Annotated in this window: 19 protein-coding genes; 13 read left to right on the top strand and 6 right to left on the bottom strand. The window is 66.8% G+C overall.

Annotated features, from left to right (window positions below):
- The first annotated feature begins 103 nt into the window (after positions 1-103).
- The 4 genes from xseA (at position 104) to kdoO (ending at position 3864) form a co-directional block, all read left to right on the top strand.
- Positions 104-1465, top strand: a complete 1362-nt coding sequence (gene xseA, locus AC07VI_RS16910) for an exodeoxyribonuclease VII large subunit (RefSeq protein WP_099374630.1) — start codon at positions 104-106, stop codon at positions 1463-1465.
- A gap of 293 nt (positions 1466-1758) precedes the next feature.
- The gene (locus AC07VI_RS16905; RefSeq protein WP_076567501.1) at positions 1759-2337 is read left to right on the top strand and encodes a superoxide dismutase; all 579 of its coding nucleotides are present in this window, start codon (positions 1759-1761) and stop codon (positions 2335-2337) included.
- A gap of 209 nt (positions 2338-2546) precedes the next feature.
- The gene (locus AC07VI_RS16900; RefSeq protein WP_492992934.1) at positions 2547-2918 is read left to right on the top strand and encodes a lysozyme inhibitor LprI family protein; all 372 of its coding nucleotides are present in this window, start codon (positions 2547-2549) and stop codon (positions 2916-2918) included.
- Between the two features lie 79 nt (positions 2919-2997).
- A complete protein-coding gene (gene kdoO / locus AC07VI_RS16895) occupies positions 2998-3864 on the top strand; it encodes a Kdo hydroxylase KdoO (protein ID WP_492992932.1) in 867 nt (288 codons plus the stop codon).
- 18 nt (positions 3865-3882) lie between these two features.
- Here the strand turns inward: kdoO and AC07VI_RS16890 are convergent, their stop codons facing one another.
- A complete protein-coding gene (locus AC07VI_RS16890; RefSeq protein WP_492992930.1) occupies positions 3883-5445 on the bottom strand; it encodes a CYTH and CHAD domain-containing protein in 1563 nt (520 codons plus the stop codon).
- A gap of 121 nt (positions 5446-5566) precedes the next feature.
- Between AC07VI_RS16890 and mgrA the strand changes: the two genes are divergently transcribed.
- Together mgrA and AC07VI_RS16880 are read left to right on the top strand one after the other, a co-directional pair.
- Entirely contained in the window at positions 5567-6607 is a 1041-nt protein-coding gene (mgrA, locus tag AC07VI_RS16885; RefSeq protein WP_086147986.1) for an L-glyceraldehyde 3-phosphate reductase, read from the top strand.
- Positions 6608-6679: 72 nt separating this feature from the next.
- Positions 6680-7165, top strand: a complete 486-nt coding sequence (locus AC07VI_RS16880) for a hypothetical protein (RefSeq protein ID WP_492992928.1) — start codon at positions 6680-6682, stop codon at positions 7163-7165.
- Positions 7166-7181: 16 nt separating this feature from the next.
- Here AC07VI_RS16880 and AC07VI_RS16875 read toward each other — a convergent pair whose 3' ends face one another.
- The 3 genes from AC07VI_RS16875 to AC07VI_RS16865 all read right to left on the bottom strand — a co-directional run bounded on the left by AC07VI_RS16875 (position 7182) and on the right by AC07VI_RS16865 (position 8490).
- Positions 7182-7646 carry a DUF2244 domain-containing protein gene (locus AC07VI_RS16875; RefSeq protein WP_086147984.1) on the bottom strand — a complete coding sequence of 155 codons (465 nt, stop codon included), beginning with the start codon at positions 7644-7646 and terminating at the stop codon, positions 7182-7184.
- An 86-nt stretch (positions 7647-7732) separates the two neighbouring features.
- On the bottom strand, positions 7733-8038 hold the full coding sequence (locus AC07VI_RS16870; protein ID WP_226936086.1) for a hypothetical protein: 306 nt from the start codon (positions 8036-8038) through the stop codon (positions 7733-7735).
- Positions 8039-8163: 125 nt separating this feature from the next.
- Positions 8164-8490 carry a hypothetical protein gene (locus AC07VI_RS16865; protein WP_086147982.1) on the bottom strand — a complete coding sequence of 109 codons (327 nt, stop codon included), beginning with the start codon at positions 8488-8490 and terminating at the stop codon, positions 8164-8166.
- Between the two features lie 285 nt (positions 8491-8775).
- Here AC07VI_RS16865 and AC07VI_RS16860 point away from each other — a divergent pair, with 285 nt between their 5' ends.
- From AC07VI_RS16860 to AC07VI_RS16830, 7 genes are all read left to right on the top strand, one after another.
- Positions 8776-9093, top strand: coding sequence for a DUF4148 domain-containing protein (locus tag AC07VI_RS16860; RefSeq protein ID WP_086147981.1), 318 nt, complete (start codon positions 8776-8778; stop codon positions 9091-9093).
- 139 nt (positions 9094-9232) lie between these two features.
- Positions 9233-10645, top strand: coding sequence for an efflux transporter outer membrane subunit (locus AC07VI_RS16855; RefSeq protein WP_086147980.1), 1413 nt, complete (start codon positions 9233-9235; stop codon positions 10643-10645).
- 73 nt (positions 10646-10718) lie between these two features.
- On the top strand, positions 10719-11225 hold the full coding sequence (locus tag AC07VI_RS16850) for a MarR family winged helix-turn-helix transcriptional regulator (protein WP_086147979.1): 507 nt from the start codon (positions 10719-10721) through the stop codon (positions 11223-11225).
- Positions 11226-11235: 10 nt separating this feature from the next.
- The gene (locus AC07VI_RS16845) at positions 11236-13374 is read left to right on the top strand and encodes an FUSC family protein (protein WP_492992924.1); all 2139 of its coding nucleotides are present in this window, start codon (positions 11236-11238) and stop codon (positions 13372-13374) included.
- Positions 13364-13564 carry a DUF1656 domain-containing protein gene (locus AC07VI_RS16840; protein WP_071324889.1) on the top strand — a complete coding sequence of 67 codons (201 nt, stop codon included), beginning with the start codon at positions 13364-13366 and terminating at the stop codon, positions 13562-13564. The genes AC07VI_RS16845 and AC07VI_RS16840 overlap by 11 nt, the downstream gene beginning before the upstream one ends.
- 38 nt (positions 13565-13602) lie before the next feature.
- Positions 13603-14499: an efflux RND transporter periplasmic adaptor subunit gene (locus AC07VI_RS16835; RefSeq protein ID WP_492992922.1), complete on the top strand. Its 897-nt coding sequence runs from the start codon at positions 13603-13605 to the stop codon at positions 14497-14499.
- Positions 14496-15410 carry a LysR family transcriptional regulator gene (locus tag AC07VI_RS16830; RefSeq protein WP_099419958.1) on the top strand — a complete coding sequence of 305 codons (915 nt, stop codon included), beginning with the start codon at positions 14496-14498 and terminating at the stop codon, positions 15408-15410. Before AC07VI_RS16835 ends, AC07VI_RS16830 begins: the two co-directional genes overlap by 4 nt.
- A 9-nt stretch (positions 15411-15419) precedes the next feature.
- Here the strand turns inward: AC07VI_RS16830 and AC07VI_RS16825 are convergent, their stop codons facing one another.
- Positions 15420-15962 carry an ester cyclase gene (locus AC07VI_RS16825; protein WP_172404877.1) on the bottom strand — a complete coding sequence of 181 codons (543 nt, stop codon included), beginning with the start codon at positions 15960-15962 and terminating at the stop codon, positions 15420-15422.
- Between the two features lie 130 nt (positions 15963-16092).
- Positions 16093-16839, bottom strand: coding sequence for an SDR family oxidoreductase (locus AC07VI_RS16820; RefSeq protein WP_086147975.1), 747 nt, complete (start codon positions 16837-16839; stop codon positions 16093-16095).
- Positions 16840-17064: the final 225 nt, after the last annotated feature.

The following is a 17064-nucleotide window of genomic DNA, read 5'->3' as shown; positions in this document are numbered from 1 at the left end:
AAATCAAATACTTAGAAATAGAACTTGTTGTTTTGCACGATATATGACATAAGCATGACCTCGCCGATAATATGTGGACAGTTCCCCACCCGCTCCCAGCTTCATGATGACCGACACCCCGACTGACAGCGGCTTTGCCGCCCCGCCCGTGCTGACCGTCAGCGCCCTGAACCAGGCCGTCGCGCGCCTGCTCGAACGCTCGTTTCCCCTGACCTGGATCGCCGGCGAGATTTCCAACTTCACGCGGGCCGCCTCCGGCCACTGGTATTTCACGCTGAAGGATGACGGGGCCCAGGTGCGCGCCGTGATGTTCCGTGGCCGCGCCCAGTTTGCCGGCTTCACGCCGCGCGAAGGCGACAAGGTCGAAGTGCGCGCCCTCGTCACCCTGTACGGCGCGCGCGGCGATTACCAGATCAATGTGGAAGCCATCCGCCGCGCCGGCGTGGGCGCCCTGTACGAGGCGTTCCAGCGCCTGAAGGAAAAGCTGGCCGCGCAGGGCCTGTTCGACCAGGAACGCAAGCGCGCCATCCCCATGTTCGCGCGCAGCATCGGCATCGTCACCAGCCCGCAGGCGGCCGCCTTGCGCGACGTGCTGATTGCGCTCAAGCGCCGCGCGCCGCACGTGTCCATCATTCTGTATCCAACGCCCGTGCAGGGCCAGCAGGCACCGGAAAAGATCGCGCACGCCATCCGCACGGCATCAGCAAGGGCCGAGTGCGACGTGCTGCTGGTATGCCGCGGCGGCGGCAGCATCGAGGATTTATGGTCATTCAACGATGAAGCCGTGGCATACGCGATCGCCGATTGCGCCATCCCCGTGATCAGCGGCGTGGGCCACGAGACCGATTTCACCATCGCCGACTTCGCGGCCGACCTGCGCGCGGCCACGCCGACGGCGGCGGCCGAACTGGCGGCCACGCCGCGCGCCGACTGGATGGCCTCGCTGCGTGCCGACGCGGCGGACCTGCGCCGCGCCATGCGCCGCAGCCTCGACGACGCGGCGCAAACGCTGGACCGCCACAGCCGGCGCCTGCTCAACCCGACAGCGCAACTGCGGCAGCAGCGCCTGCAGCTGCTGGCCCTGTCCACGGCCATGACGCATGCGGCGCGCGCGCCCGTGAACCAGTCGCAATACGCGCTTGAACGCCTGCGCAGCCGCTGGGCGGCCTTGCGGCCCGACGTCACGGCGCCGCGCGCGCGCCTGGTGGAGATGCAGCGGCGCGGCGGCGCGGCCATGGCGCAGCTGCTCACGCAGCGGCGCCACCGCCTCGACGGCCTGGCGGCCCAGCTGGAACTGTTGAATCCGCAGCGCACCCTGGAACGCGGCTACGCCATCCTGCGCGACGAAAAGGGCAACATCGTGCGCTCGCCGGCGCAGCTGCAGGCGCGCCAGAACGTCAACGTGCGCCTGGCCGAAGGCAGCGCGCAGATCGGCATCGCCAGCGTGCAGGCAACGCTGGAATAATTGCAATAGCGGCGGCGCCGTCCTGGCGAGCATGGCGCCGCTGGAATGGATCGGGCGCGACGCCACGCGCCGCATCCGCTGAGGCTCGCGGCGGGGAACATTTCCATCCGCTTCAGGCTGAACGAGAATCACTACGCCACCAGCATCCGCGACGCAGGCCCGAATCTGCAGCAATGGCGCATCCGCTTTACAATAGTGGCTCGTTCAGCAAGAATGCTTGATTCAAGCACGCATGGCTCAACCCTCCGGCCCAGGCCGGATGACTCCGAACACTCACCATAAAGGGACATCACATGGAACATACTCTGCCACCACTGCCGTATGAAATGGACGCTCTGGCGCCGCATATTTCGAAAGAAACCCTGGAATACCACTATGCCAAGCATCACCAGGCGTATGTCACCAACCTGAACAACCTGATCAAGGGTACCGAGTTCGAGAACCTGTCGCTGGAAGACATCATCAAGAAATCGTCGGGCGGCATCTTCAACAATGCGGCGCAAGTGTGGAACCACACCTTCTACTGGAACGGCATGAAGCCGGCCGGCGGCGGCGCGCCTACCGGTGCCGTGGCTGACGCGATCAACGCCAAATGGTCGTCGTTCGACAAGTTCAAGGAAGAATTCACCAAGTCGTGCGTGGGCAACTTCGGTTCCGGCTGGACCTGGCTGGTGCAAAAAGCCGACGGTTCCGTCGACATCGTCAACACCTCGAATGCGGGCTGCCCGCTGACCACCGGCGACAAGCCGCTGCTGACCTGCGACGTGTGGGAACACGCCTACTACATCGATTACCGCAACCTGCGCGCCAAGTACGTGGAAACGTTCTGGGGCCTGGTCAACTGGGACTTCGTTGCCAAGAACTTCGCGTAAGCGCGTTCCTGACAACGAAAACCGGACGCGCCGCGGCATTCGCCGCTGCGGCGCACCCAAAGAAGCCTGTGCTTGCGAGCGCGGGCTTTTTTTATGGGGAAAAAAATCACCGCACGTCAGCCAGGCGAAAGGGAACGGCCGGAGATCTGTTGTAAAATGCGCAAGAGCAACGCTCGCCTGCCCCCCCATCCATGCTCTGAAAGTACATCATGAAAAAATGCCTGCTCGCCTTGCTGCTCTGCGCCTCCGGGGCCGTCTTCGCCAACTCCGCCTGCGACACGCCGCGCAACGACTTCGACGGCCTGTATTGCCTGAACAAGGTGTACCAGGAAGCGGACAAGGAACTGAACGCCAACTACAAGACCCTCGCTGCCAAACTCGACGCCAGCGGCAAGCAAACCCTGAAATCGGGCCAGCTGGCATGGATCGAGAAACGCAACAAGACCTGCTCGAAACGCGAATCGTCGGACTTCTATGTCAATCTCGATTGCGCCACCCAGACCACCATCGAACGGGCGCAGTTCCTGCAGGACCGCGTGCGCGAATGCGTGAGCGCCGGCTGCCAGAACAGCAAACTGTGATGTAACACTGCGCCAGCGCAAACGGGAGCCACGGGCGACCGCGCATACTGGCGGTTCCCAGTTTTCCCCGCGCAGCCCCATGAGCATACTTGTCGAGCTTCCCCTGAGCCAGTGGAACGTCAGCAGCAGCGCCACGCAGCAGGCGGCGGCGCAGCAGGCGCTCGAGGAAGGTCACGTCGTCTGGCTGCCCGCCCTGGCCTTCCAGTTGCACAGGGAAGAATATCCGCTGCTCAACGGCACGGCCGGCAGCGCCAAGAACATCAGCTGGGACCCGGCGCGCGGCGTGCGCGGACACGGCGATGCGCACGCCGCCGCCCTGCTCGCCGCGCTGATGCAGCGCTACGCGCGCCAGTCGCGCACGCTGCTGGCCAGCCTGCTGCCCGGCTACCTGCCCCACTTGCAACAAGGCAAGAGCAGCTTTCGGCCCGTGGAGATCGCCGGCAGGGTGACGTCCTGGCGCAAGGATGACACGCGTCTGCACATCGACAGTTTTCCCGCCTCGCCCACGCAAGGCCGGCGCATCCTGCGCGTCTTTACCAACATTCATCCGCAAGACGCGCCCCGCGTGTGGAAACTGGGCGCGCCGTTCGAGCAGGTGGCGCAGCGCTTCCTGCCCACGGCCCGCCGGCCATGGCCAGGCATGGCGCCCCTGCTGCAGTGGCTGCACGTCACCAAGTCGCGGCGCACGCCCTACGACCACTACATGCTGCAACTGCACGACGCCATGAAGGCCGATCTCGCTTACCAGGCGCAGGTGGAACAGCACACGCACGCATTCGCGCCGGGACAGAGCTGGATCGTCTTCAGCGACGCCGTGTCGCATGCGGCCCTGCGGGGACAGCATGCGCTGGAGCAAACCTGGCTGCTGCCCGTGCGCGCCATGGCCGCGCCCGACAAGTCGCCGCTGGCCATCCTTGAGCGCCAGTTGCAACGCCGGCTGGTCTAGCGCGGCGGCAAGGCAGGCTCAGACGGGCAGGCGCACGGCCTTGAAGCGGCGCCAGGCCTTGTGCATGCGCCCATCGGCGCCCTGCGACTGCGCGCGCGCCGCCAGGTAGCCGCGCACGAAGGCCGCGTGCAGCCGCAGCTCGGCATGGCCGGGCTGGCCATCGGGCAACTGCAGCAGCAGCCGGTCCGCCACCTGCACATCGTTGAGCCAGCCCAGTTCATCCTGCAGGGCCGACAGGCGCCCCACATACGGCTTCACGGCGCGGCCCGCAAACAGCGAGGCGAAAAATTCCGTCGCATAACGGGTCTTCTTGGCGGCAATGCGCACCTTGTGGCGCTGCTGCGGCGTGGCATGCAGCAGGCGCCGGCCCCGCTTCATCAGGCGGCGCTGGTCTGCGAGCAAGGTCTTGCGTGCAAAGCCCTGCACGCCCGCATCGAGCCGCTGCAGCTGGCGCGGCGTACGGCTGGCGCGCCACTCGCCCGCCTGCAGCCAGCGCTGCACGCCCAGCATCCAGGCCGTATAGCGCGACGAGGCGACGGCCTGGGCGGCCTGCGCATGCTTGGCGCGCGCCTGCTCGTGCGCCGCCTGCGCCAGCGCCGCCGCATCGGCCGCCGCTCCGCCATCGAGCCGCGCCAGCGTCTGGCCGGCCAGCACGTCCCAGTCGCGCGCCTCGCCCAGCGCGCCGCCCAGCCAGTCCAGCTCCTGCTGCAGCCCTTCTGGCAGCGCCAGCAGCGCCTTGAACATGCCCAGCGCCGAGCGCAGGCGGCGCAAGCCCACGCGCATCTGGTGCAGGCTTTCCACATCCTCGCCCCCCGCCACGCCATCCTGGTTGCCGCTGACCTGTTCCAGGCAGTTGCCGGCGATGGCCTGGAACACCTGCTCCACCGTCATCGCCGCGTCCAGCGCCAGAGGCTGCGCCTTGACGGCTTGCAGGGGTTGCTCGGCAGCAAGCCGGTAGCCGCGCTCCGCCTTGCTCATGTGGCCCAGCGTCAGGGGCACGTCGCGCAGCAAGGCCAGCGCCACGTCGAACAGGCTGGCCGCCTGGCCCCGCTTCAATTCCAGCTCGATTTCGCTGACGGGTACGCTGCGCGCGGCCCCGTCCGCGCCGCTCCCGCCGCGCTCGATCACGCCCTCGTCGAGCACGCACTCGATCTCGTCGCCCTGCGGCGTGCGCAGCTGCCAGACGGTGCGTTCCATGCGCGTGGTAAATACCGGCCGCAAGCCGTCGCGCACGGCGTCCTGGCGCAGCAGCACGCCGACGGGCTGCTTGCGGCCGATGGCCGAATCGAGCGCGTCGAGGTCAGGCGCCGGCCCCGGCACCTCGCCCTCCCACTCATGGCGGCTGTGCAAGCCGCCGCTGACGGTGCCGCCCGCCTTCAGGGTCTGCATCCAGCGCCCGTCCACCTGGCGCACGCGCAAGCCCGCCTGGTGGCGGCACAGTTGCAAATCCGGCGTGTCGACATAGATATCATGCATCTGCAGCAGCTGCGGCGCTGTTTGCGCATACTGCGCCAGCAGCGGGTGCGCGCGCAGCCGGGGCGCATCTTCCGGCGCCAGCAGCAATTTCAATTCGATTTCCATGACCGCTCCTTGCGAGACTCCCGAACGTCTATTGTAAGGCGCGCCCGGTGGTGCGCAAGGCACACGCACGCAGACCTTGATTTTGCGCGAAAATAGGCGATTCATTGACTCTGGAGTTGCCATGACGTACCACGCCGCCGAGAACCGCTATGACAGCATGCAATACCGCACGTGCGGACGCAGCGGACTGAAACTGCCGCTGCTGTCGCTGGGACTGTGGCACAACTTTGGCGACAGCAACAGCCTCGCCTCCCAGCGCGACATGCTGCGCACGGCCTTCGACCTGGGCATCACGCATTTCGACCTGGCCAACAACTACGGCCCGCCATATGGCAGCGCGGAAAGCAATTTCGGCAAGCTGCTGCGCGACGATTTCCTGCCTTACCGCGATGAACTGATCATTTCCACCAAGGCAGGCTGGGATATGTGGCCCGGCCCGTACGGCCAGGGCGGCGGCTCGCGCAAATACGTGCTGGCCAGCCTGGACCAGAGCCTGCGGCGCCTGGGCCTCGACTACGTCGACATCTTTTACTCGCACCGCTACGACGCCGACACGCCGCTGGAAGAAACCATGGGCGCGCTGGCCACCGCCGTACAACAGGGCAAGGCGCTGTACGTGGGCCTGTCCTCGTATTCGCCGCAAAAAACGGCCGAGGCGGCCGCCCTGCTGAAAGAGTGGAAAGTGCCGTGCCTGATCCACCAGCCGGCCTACAACATGCTCAACCGCTGGATCGAGGAAGACGGCTTGCTCGATACCTTGCAGCAAGAAGGCATGGGTTGCATCACCTTCACGGCGCTGGCGCAGGGATTGCTCAGCGACAAGTATCTCGATGGCGTGCCGCAGGATGCGCGCGTCAACCGCCCCGGCGGCGGCTCGCTGCTGCAAAAACACCTGAGCGCGGAAAACCTGGCCCGCGTGCGCGCCCTGAACCAGATCGCCGCGCAGCGGGGGCAAACCCTGGCACAGATGGCCCTGGCCTGGGTGCTGCGCGATGCCAGAGTCACCTCGACCCTGATCGGCGCGAGCAGCAGCGCGCAAATCCGCGAAAACGCGGCCGCATTGCAGCAACTGACGTTTACGGCCGAAGAACTGGCCGCCATCGACGTGCAGGCGCGCGAAGGCCATGTCAACCTGTGGGAAGGCCCGTCGCGGGCCAGGTAAGGATCGCCCCGCGCTTGTGGCGGCGGCAGCCAGCAGGTAGACTGCCGCCTCCCACATCCACCCCAGGGTTCCATGCAAGCCATCTCCGCCATCACCGTTTGCCTGCTGTTGTCCTGCGCCGCCAACGCCCACGCGGGCAATTATTGCGACTCGCCCCGCTGGTCCATCGTGCATGGCAAGAGCTACGACGAGGTCATGCAGATCGCCGACAAGCGCGACAAGATCCGCGACGCCGAATGCAGTTTTACCGATGTCATCCTCAGAATCCAGAACGAGGAGGCGGGCATCGGGCGCTATCCGGGCATCCTGCTCATCGCCGACGCGCAGGACGAACGCTTCGTCGCCACCAGCCGCGTCGGCGCCTACACCATCTTCAGCTACCGCTACAACGACAAGCACCTGCTGCAGTTCGCCATGAAAGACCTCAGCTGGGAAGAAGGCGAGCCGTTCCAGGCGGGCGCCTACAAGATTATCGGCGTCAGGGAGTTCAAGAGCATGACCGGCTTTCCAGCGACCCTGCTGGTGGCGCAGACGTTTCAGTTTTACGGTCCCAAATAGGGCCAGGGGGGCGCCGTCACGGCGGCGGATCGGGCAGCAGCGCGCACAACTCGCGGGCCACCTGCTGGCGCCGCTCGGGCGTGGCGAAGACGCCCACCTCGACCTGGGCTGCGCCGTCGCCGATGCGTATCAGCTGGCGGCTGCCCTGCGGCACGACGATGCGCGTGTGCCACGGGGAAAAGCTGATGCGCCGGCAATGCCCGGCGCTGACTTGCTCGACGATCAGCACGCCGTCGCGCAAGGCAATGTGCTCGTAATCGTGCGCGTGGCGCCGGTAGTACAGCAGGGCGACAGCCACCAGGCTCAGTTCGGCAAATGAAAAAAACGGGATATACCAGAGACCGCGCAGGGCAAAGGCGGCGGCGATGGCCGTGGAGAACAGGCACAGCAAACCATACGCGCGCAGCAACTGGCGCGTCGTCAATGCCCTGTGGCGCGTAAACAGCCATTGCGGCTGTTCACGCGAACTATCGCGTGGCATGGCGCCTCCCGCAATATCGCATCGGCCCTTTCGGGCGAAACACCCGGCACGTCCAGCCGCCTGCCGGCGCTTCCTTCAGGCCAGGCTCAGGCGCCCAGATGCACGAGCGCGTGGCCCACGTGCTGCCACCAATGGTCGCGCGACTTGACCTGCTTCAAACAAGACGTATCGATTTCCGCCGGGAACACGCGATCCTGGCACGCCCGGGTCTGCAAGGCGTAGCGCTGGTTTTCCGCGGCCGACAAGGCCACGCCCAGCCAGAACACCAGCGCCAGCAAGATCACCAGCAAGCTCCACGCCAGGTGATTGGTGCTGCTTTTTTCACCGAAAAACTCGCGCGGCCGCGTCTCGCGGTACATCGACATCAAGTTCTTTTCTTTGTCTTCCGACATCTGCGTTTGCATCCTCTTGCATCCTATCCTGTGCGGGCCGGCTGCCCATGGCGGGACATTTGCCGCCCTGCCCTCATTTTACGCCGATGGCGGCAAAACGGCGGCAATTCGCGCTGCGACGTGGATCAAGGGCGCGGCGCCGGCGCGGCCGGGGCGCGCTCCCCGTCGTCAAGGCCGTCCGCCGGCCGCACGGGCGCCAGGCTGTCCACATGATCGACATCGATGTCGCCGCCATCGGGTGTCGTATTGCGCGGCTCCACGCCGGCCCGGTCGCCCGTGCCGGCCGCATCGCTGTCATTGTCGAGCTCTTCCGGGTCCTGGCCCGGCACGCCCTGCATGTCGCTGCCGCTGTCGGAACTGTCGCTGGGCCCCAGTGCGCCCTTGCCATGGCCGCTGCCCAGGACGCGGTCGGGGGTGAGGGGCAGGTTGTCCGGATCGAGTGTGCTGCTCATGGCTGACTCCCGTTAACAAAAAAACCAGCTTACTCCCCTGGCCCGGCCAGTGGCGCACGCCTGCACGACCTTTTCCGAGAGGTAAATGCGGCGGCGCACAAATATTTTCAGAAATTACTTCACAAATGTACTATTCATTGCTATAGTTAATTCAAGTAAGCATCTTCTCATCCAGAAACTGCTTCGTCGGCCGTGCCGCGCCACCCGCGCGGCGCGGCCGGACCGACCGGTACGTGGCGAGCCGGCCCATACACCCAGCCATCATGCACATATTGGAGTCTAATCATGCAAGCCAAATCACTGATCGCAGCATTGTTTGCCATCACCACCGCCACCTCGGCTTTCGCCCAAAGCGCCGCGCCTGCCACCACGGGCCAGCAATTGAGCCGTGAGCAGGTCACGGCCGAATACGTCCGTGCCCGCAACGCCGGCGAAATCGCCACCAGCGAAGTCGACTATCCGAAGACCCCGGCCACCGCCGCCAGCAAGGTGACGCGCGAACAAGTCATGGCCGAGTTCTACGCCGCCCGCAAGGCTGGCCTGATCCCGCAAACGGAAGCGGACTTTGATGTCGCGCAAACGGCAAAACACGTCGTCAAATAAGAAACCAGTCAGCCGGTTTCAGTCAGTAACAACTCAGTTGCGGCGCAGCACCGGGGCCTACCCCGGCCGGGCCACTCCCGGCGCTCACCGCGGCGAGCTGTCAGCAGCACCCACAACATATCTCTCCCGGAGTCCCTGCATGTCCCTGCACCGCCGTTTGCTTGCCGCCAGCCTGACCCTTGCCTTGAGCGCTTGCGCCGACATGGGCCATATCGCGCCGCAATCGGCCCTGCTCGACGCCAACAAGCTGAAAGCGAGCCAGGCCATGGATGCCGCCGCCAGCGCCGCCATACAATGGCCGCGCACGCAATGGTGGCAAGACTTGCACGATCCCCAATTGAACCGTTTGATGGAGCAGGCGCTGGCCGACAGCCCCACCCTGCGCGGCGCCCAGGCGCGCGTGCGCCAGGCCGAGGCGCTGGCCGGTGCGGCGGAAGACAAGACCCGCCCGCAGGCGGACGCCAATGTTTCCATCAACCGCGAACTGTATTCGCAGCACGGCAGCACGCCGGCGCCGCTGGCCGGCAACTATGCGTGGCGCAACCAGGCCACCGTCACGGCCTCCTACGACCTGGACCTGTGGGGCCGCAACCGCGCCGCCCTGTCCGCCGCGCTGGGCGACGTGCAGATGGCGTCGGCCGAATCGCAGATGGCCCGCCTGGCCCTCGAAACGGCGCTGGTGCGCACCTACATCCAGCTGTCGTATGAATTCCAGCTGCAGGACGTGATCGAGCGCAGCCTGGCGCAGCGCGCCCGCATCCTCGACATCACGCGCCAGCGCAAGCAAGCCGGCATCGGCACGGACATTGACGTAGCACAAATCGAAACCACCCTGCCCGCGGGACGCCGCCAGCTGGAGCAGTCGGCCGAATCGCTGGCCCTGCTGCGCAACCAGCTGGCGGCGCTGGCCGGCAAGGGTCCGGACGCCGGCGCGGCGCTCACGCGCCCCGTGCTGCGCCTGGACCAGCCGCTGGCCATTCCCGCCGCCCTGCCGGCCGACCTGATCGGCCGCCGTCCCGACATCGCCGCCCAGCGCTGGAGAGTCGAAGCGGCGGCGCAGCGCATCGATGCCGCCAAGGCCGAGTTCTACCCGAACGTCAACCTGGTGGCCTTTGCCGGCTTCCAGGCCTTCGGCTTCAGCCACTTTCTGGACGCCCACTCGGAGATCCGCGGCGCGTCGCCCGCGCTGAGCCTGCCCATCTTTGCCGGCGCCCGCCTGCGCGCCCAGCTGGGCAGCCAGACGGCCATCTACGACGGCGCCGTGGAGCAGTACAACGCCACCGTCATCAATGCCATGTCGGACGTGGCCAACGCCGTCACCCGCGCACAATCGCTGGAAAAGCAGCACCAGCTGACCGTGCAGGCGCTGGCCACGGCGCAGCGCGCGCGCGACCTGGCGGAAAAGGCCTACAAGGCCGGCATGAGCGACGCCATCAACATGCTTAACACGCAAGTGGCGCTGCTGGCGGAAGAACAGCAGCAGGCGCAAAATGGGGCGCGCGAGCTCGATCTGTACGTTTCCTTGATGAATGCTTTGGGGGGCGGCATCTAAGCTTGCAATCCTGGCATTGCCCTAGCCCAACAAGATACAATCGGAGCTTTATTCACACATGAAGGAATATGACATGACCGCTTTTGACGCCACCTCCAAGCGGCTGCAAAATATCCGCACGCGCATGCCAGGCTTCCCCATGGAACTGATGCGCCTGCTGCGCATGACGTACCACATTCAAAAAGGCATGAAGGACCTGACCAATGCCGCGCTGAAGAAGCATGACCTGGTCGACGCCAGCTACATGGTGCTGGCCGTGCTGTACGGCACGGACGACGAAACCTCGAACGCCTGCACCCTGGGCATGGCCTGTCACGAAAAGCCGGCCAACCTGACGCGCGTGTGCAACGACCTGGAAACGCGCGGCCTGATCCACCGCGGCACGCGCCCCGGCGACCGCCGTTCCGTGATGATCTCGCTGACCGACAAGGGCCGCGCCCTGATCGAGACGGCGCTGCCGGACGTGTACCAGGAAACCTCGGCCCTGTACGACGGTTTTACGCAGGAAGAGCTGCAAGTGCTCGACAAGCTGTACGTGCGCCAGTTGCGCAACCTCAACAATCTCAACAACCAGAACTGATAGCCTATCGATGACGCCAGCCACAACACCGACATATGGCCCCCTGACCCGGGCGGCACACTGGCTGGCGCTGGCGCTGCAGGACTGGCGCCAGACGGAAGGCGAACGCTGGATCTACGTCGGCAAGACCCTCATCGCCGCGTTCTGCGCCCTGTGGCTGGCCTACCGCCTGGGGCTCGATTCGCCCAGCACGGCCATGACCACCACCATCATCCTGGCCCTGCCCAGCAGCGGCATGGTGCTGGAAAAGAGCTTTTACCGTTTGTGCGGCACCGTGCTCGGCTGCCTGGCCGCGCTGGCCCTGATCGGCCTGTTCCCGCAGCAGCCCGTGCTGCTGTTCGCCGGCCTGGCCCTGTGGGTGGGCCTGTGCACCAGCGGCTCGGCCCTGCACCGCAACGCCCAGTCCTACGTGTACGTGCTGGCCGGCTACACGGCCTGCATGATCGTCCTGCCCGCCATCGAGCAGCCGACGCAGGTATTTTCGCTGGCCGTCACGCGCATGGCCGAAGTCGGCCTGGGCATCATCTGCTCGGCGGGCGTCTCCAGCGTGCTGCTGCCGCGCCACCAGGGCACGCAGGTGATGCGCACGGTGCAGGCGCGCTACGGCAAATTCCTCACCTTTTGCCAGGACGTGCTGCAGCAAAAGCTCACGCCGGCGCAGGTGGAACTGACGCATCTGCAGTTCGCCGCCGACGTGGCGGCGCTGGAACTGGGCCGCTCGGCCGCGCTGTTTGAAGTGACCAGCAAAGTGAGCCACGTGCGCGCGCAAAACCGCAAGCTGCACGCCTTCAACGCCACCTTCATGACGGCGCTGACCACCTTCTATACCTTCCACCGCCTGTTCGACCGCCTGCAGCGCGATGGCGAGACACAGGTCATGCAGGCGTGCGCGCCCCTGTACGCCATCGTTGCCGAGGCGCTGCAGGCGACGCCCTCGCAGGACTCGCTCGACACCATGCAGCGGCATTTGCAGACGGCGCTGGCGCAGGCGCGCGCGGACATTGACGCGGCGCATATCAAGCATGCGCAGCAGATCGATTTCGACACCGTCTGCGAGCTGCTCGAACGCTTCGCGCGCGACATGAGCCGCTTTCACGAAGTGTATTTCAGCCTGGCGCACGACACGCCGCTCGACGTGAGCACGCCGCAGGCGTATGCGCCGAAGACCCCGCCCGCGCTGGTGCTCGCCAGCGGCGCGCGCGCCGGCATCAGCCTGGCCCTGCTGGCCCTGGGCGCCTACTTCCTCGCCTGGCCGTATGCCGGCACGGCGATGCTGATGGCGGCCGTGTTCTGCGCGCTGGCCTCGTCCTCGCCGCGCCCCATCATGATGATCCGGCAAGTGCTGGCGGGCTTTCTGATCGCCATGCCGCTGTCGCTCGTCTGCGTGTACTTCGTGCTGCTGCACGGCGACGGCTTTCCCATGCTGGTGCTCAGTTTTGCGCCCTTCCTGGCCGTCGGCCTGTACCTGATGACCAATCCCGCCAAGCTGGGCGTCGGCCTGGGCGTGTCGACCTTCATCACGCAGATGGCGCCGCTGAACGTCATGCGCGTCGACGGCGCGGCGTTCCTGAACACGGGCATGGCGCTGATCGTCGGCCTGATGCTGGCCGCCCTCGTGTTTGCCGTGCTGCTGCCCGAGCACACGATGGGCCACAAGGACCATGTCGGCCCGGCCCTGTGGCGCGAAGCGCTGCATGCGTGCACGGCGCCGGCGCGGCGCGTCAAGCACCGCTTCGACAACCGCGTGCGCGACCTGCTCAGCCAGCTCAATGCGGCGGCCGGGCCGGCGCCGGGCGAGGCCACGCGCGCCGTCGTGCGCCAGGCGCTGACCCTGCTGGAAATCGGCCACTCGGTGATCGAATTGCGCGAGCTGATCGCCAGCGCCCGCCCGGGCGCCACGCGCCACGCGCTGCAGCAGTGCGTGGACGGCATCGCCGCCTGGCTGCGCACGCGCGGCGATGCGCAGCTGCAGGCGGCGCTGGCGGCTACCCTGCAGGCGGGCGCCGTGGTGCGCGCGGCGCAGACGGAAACCGATGCCACGCCCGAACGCAGCGCGCGCCTGCAGACGGCATTGGCCGACCTGCATTCGATCTACACCTCCTTACTCGACCACATGGCGCCTGGCGCCGGAGACCACCATGCCGCGTGAATTCGCCCTGTTCGGAATACTGATTCCCACCCTGCTGCCGCTGTTCCTGCTCAGCATAGGCCTGCAAACCCTGCTCGACCGCGTGCTGGGCTGGCTGGGCGTGTACCGCATGGTGTGGCACCCGTCGCTGGCGCGGCTGTGCATCTTCATCGCCATCTTCGGCGCGCTGGCGCTGTCGCTTTACAAATAAAAAAAACTGTTCAACTCGATCAAGGAAAGGCTGCCGACATGGTAAGCAAACTGACCCGCTATGCAATCACCCTGCTGCTACTGGCCGCAGCCCTGTGGACAGGCAAGACCGTCTGGGACCGCTACATGGAGTCGCCGTGGACGCGCGACGGCCGCATCAAGGCCGACATCGTCAACATCAGCGCCGACGTGGCCGGCACCGTCACGGACGTGCTGGTGCGCGACAACCAGGTGGTGCGCAAGGGCGACGTGCTGTTCGTCGTCGACAAGGACCGCTACGTCAGCGCGCTGGCCCAGGCCGACGCCGTGCTGGCCGCGCAAAAGACGGAGCTGGGCCGCCGCGGCAAGGAAGCGCAGCGCCGCGCCAATCTGGACGCCAGCATCATCTCGACGGAAAGCCGCGAAAGCGCCGCCTTTGCCGCCACCTCGGCCACCTCGCAGGTGCAGGCCGCCGTGGCCGCCCGCGCGCTGGCGCAACTGAACCTGGAGCGCACCGCCGTGCGCGCCCCCGTCAGCGGCTACGTCACCAACCTGAACGTGCACAAGGGCGATTTCGCCGCCGTCGGCGCGGCCAAGCTGGCCGTCATCGACAGCGCCTCCTATTACGTCGTCGGCTACTTCGAGGAGACCAAGCTGGGCATGCTGGCGCAGGACGACAAGGCGGAAATGAACCTGATGAGCGGCGGCACCCTGCACGGCCACATCGAGAGCATCGCGCGCGGCATCACTGACCGCGACGCCGCCACGGGCCGGGAACTGCTGGCCGACGTCAACCCGACGTTCAACTGGGTGCGCCTGGCGCAGCGCGTGCCCGTGCGCATCCACATCGACGAGCAGCCGAAGGAGCAGATCCTGGTGGCCGGCACCACCTGCACCGTGGTGATCACGCCCCATTCGGCGCCCGCGCCGAAACCGGCCGCCGCGCACCCGGCATGAGCCGCGCCGGCAGCGCCGGGCGCCTGGCGGACATCGCACTGTTCCTCGACGCCGCCGCGCTGGGCAGTTTTTCCGCGGCCGGCCGCAGGCACGGCCTGTCGCCGGCCGCCGCCAGCGCCGCCATCGCGCGCCTGGAAACGGCGCTGGGCGCCACCCTGTTCGAGCGCACCACGCGCCAGCTGCGCCTGACGGAAGAAGGCCTGCACTATCGCCAGTACAGCGAGCAGGCGCTGGACCTGCTGGCCCAGGCCGAAGACGGGCTGCATGCGGGCGGCGCCACGGTGCGCGGCGTGGTGCGCATCTCGGCGCCATCCGACATCGGCCGCCAGCTGCTGCTGCCGCTGCTCGACGACTTCGCCGCGCTGCACCCGCAGGTGCGCTATGCGCTGACCCTGACGGACGCCACGGCCGACCTGGTGCAGGACGAGGTCGACCTGGCCATCCGCTACGGCCAGCTGCCCGACAGCGAGATGGTGGCGCGCCTGCTGCACCCGAGCCGGCGCGTCGTCTGCGTGGCGCCAGCGCTGGCCGCCAAGGCGGGCTTGCCGGCCATGCCGCGCGACCTGGCGGCGCTGCCGACCCTGGTGCTGTCCACGCGCGACGGCGCGCCGCAGGAGTGGCGCTACCGCCAGGATGGCAAGCGCCACAGCCTGCGCCTGCAGGGCACGCAGCACAGCAATGACGGCGAAATCATCCGCCGCTGGGCCGTGGCCGGCCACGGCTACGCCTACAAATCCCTGCTCGACATCGGCGACGACCTGCGCGCCGGGCGTTTGCAGACGGTGCTCGACGCGTATTTCACCGACAGCGCGCCGCTGAACCTGCTGTACCGGCGCGCGCGCTTCCAGCCGCCGCGCATCGCCCTGCTGGCCGACTTCCTCGTGCGCCGGTTCGCCGCGTTGCCAGCCTGACGGCCGCCTTTACCGGGGCAGCACGCCCATCTGGCGCAGCAGGGTCAGGTTGTCTTCCAGGTGCCAGTTGTCGCTGATGCGCCCCTGGGCATTGACCTGATACAAATCAAACGCATGGAAATCGATGGCCTGGCCCTGTCCGCGCAGCTCGCCCTGCGGCGTGGGGAAGACGCCCGTGAAGTGGCCCGTGAAGTGCAGGCGCAGGCTGACCCGGTCGCCGGCCACCAGCATGTCCTCGATGGCCACCTGCAGGTCCGGCACGGCAGCGTGGAACACTTGCGAGGCCTGCAGCGGGCCGGCCAATCCCTGCGGACGGCCGGCGGGCAGGGTGCGGTCCGTGAAATCGTCGGCCAGGGCCAGGCGCGCCAGGGCCGGCTCGCCGCTGTCCCAGAACGCGGCATAGCGACGCGCGGCCAGCACCACCGCGGCGTCGGCTTTGGCGCCGGACAGGCGGGCCGGCATGGGCAGCTCGGTGGCGGCATGGGCCGGCGCGGCGGCCAGCAGGGACAGGGCCAGGATGGCGGGAGCAAAAACGGAAACGGGCATGGTCATTCCAGGTGAGTTGATCGGCGTGCACATCGCACACCGCCATTCTGGACTCGCTTGCCACGCTTGATAATTGGCCCCGCGTTTGAATCAGTTGCTTGCCGTAGTTGAAAATAAGTTGAAAATGCCTTGAAAATCAGCGCCCGCCGGCCACGTCAAGGATGCTGCCCGTCACATAGCTCGCGCCCGGCCCCAGCAGGTACAGGATGGCGTCGGCGATTTCTTCCGGCTCGCCGCCCCGTTGCATGGGCACGCCGGAGGCCAGGCGCGCCACCCTGCCCGGCTCGCCGCCCGAGGCGTGGATGTCCGTGTAGATGATGCCGGGGCGCACGCCGTTGACGCGGATGCCCTCGGCCGCCACTTCCTTCGCCAGCCCGAGGGTCAAGGTATCGACGGCGCCTTTCGAGGCCGCGTAGTCGATGTATTCACCCGGGGAGCCGATGCGCGACGCCACCGACGAGACATTCACGATGCGCCCGCCCTGCCCGCCATTCGCCGTCGACATGCGCCGCACGGCCTGCTGGCAGCACAGGAAATAACTGATCACGTTGGTGCGCAGCACGCGCTCCAGGCGCTGCACGGAAATGTCGGCCAGCCGGCATTTCTGCTCCAGCACGCCCACATTGTTGACCAGCGCCGTAAGCGCGCCCAGGCGCGCATCGACTTCGCCGAACAGGCGCGCCACATCCGCTTCATCGCCCACGTCGGCCTGCACGGCGATGGCCTCGCCTCCGTCGGCCACGATGCGCGCGCACAGCGCTTGCGCCGCCTGCGCATCGCGCACATAGTTGACGCAGACGGCATAGCCCTGGCGCGCCGCCAGCTGCGCCGTCGCCGCGCCGATGCCGCGGCTGCTGCCCGTAATCAGGATGACTTCCTTCATTGCCCCTCCAGGATGGTTGTGGCTTCATGATACCCGCAACCAGCAGACGTAAAAAAGCCCGCACAAAGCGGGCAGTTTTCCTATCCAGCCCTCATCGTCACGACGCCGGAGAAAATCGTAGCGAGCGGCAGTGAGGCTCGGCGCCCCCTTGTGGCCAAGAAGCGCAACCGTACTCTGTACGGGGGCGCCGAGCCGGTGAGCATCGCCGGCCGCAAAGCGCGACGC

The sequence above is a fragment of the Janthinobacterium sp. GW821-FHT03A03 genome, from assembly GCF_059421435.1.
The sequence above is the reverse complement of the archived record's forward strand: the minus strand, read 5'-3'. Positions and strand labels throughout refer to the sequence as shown.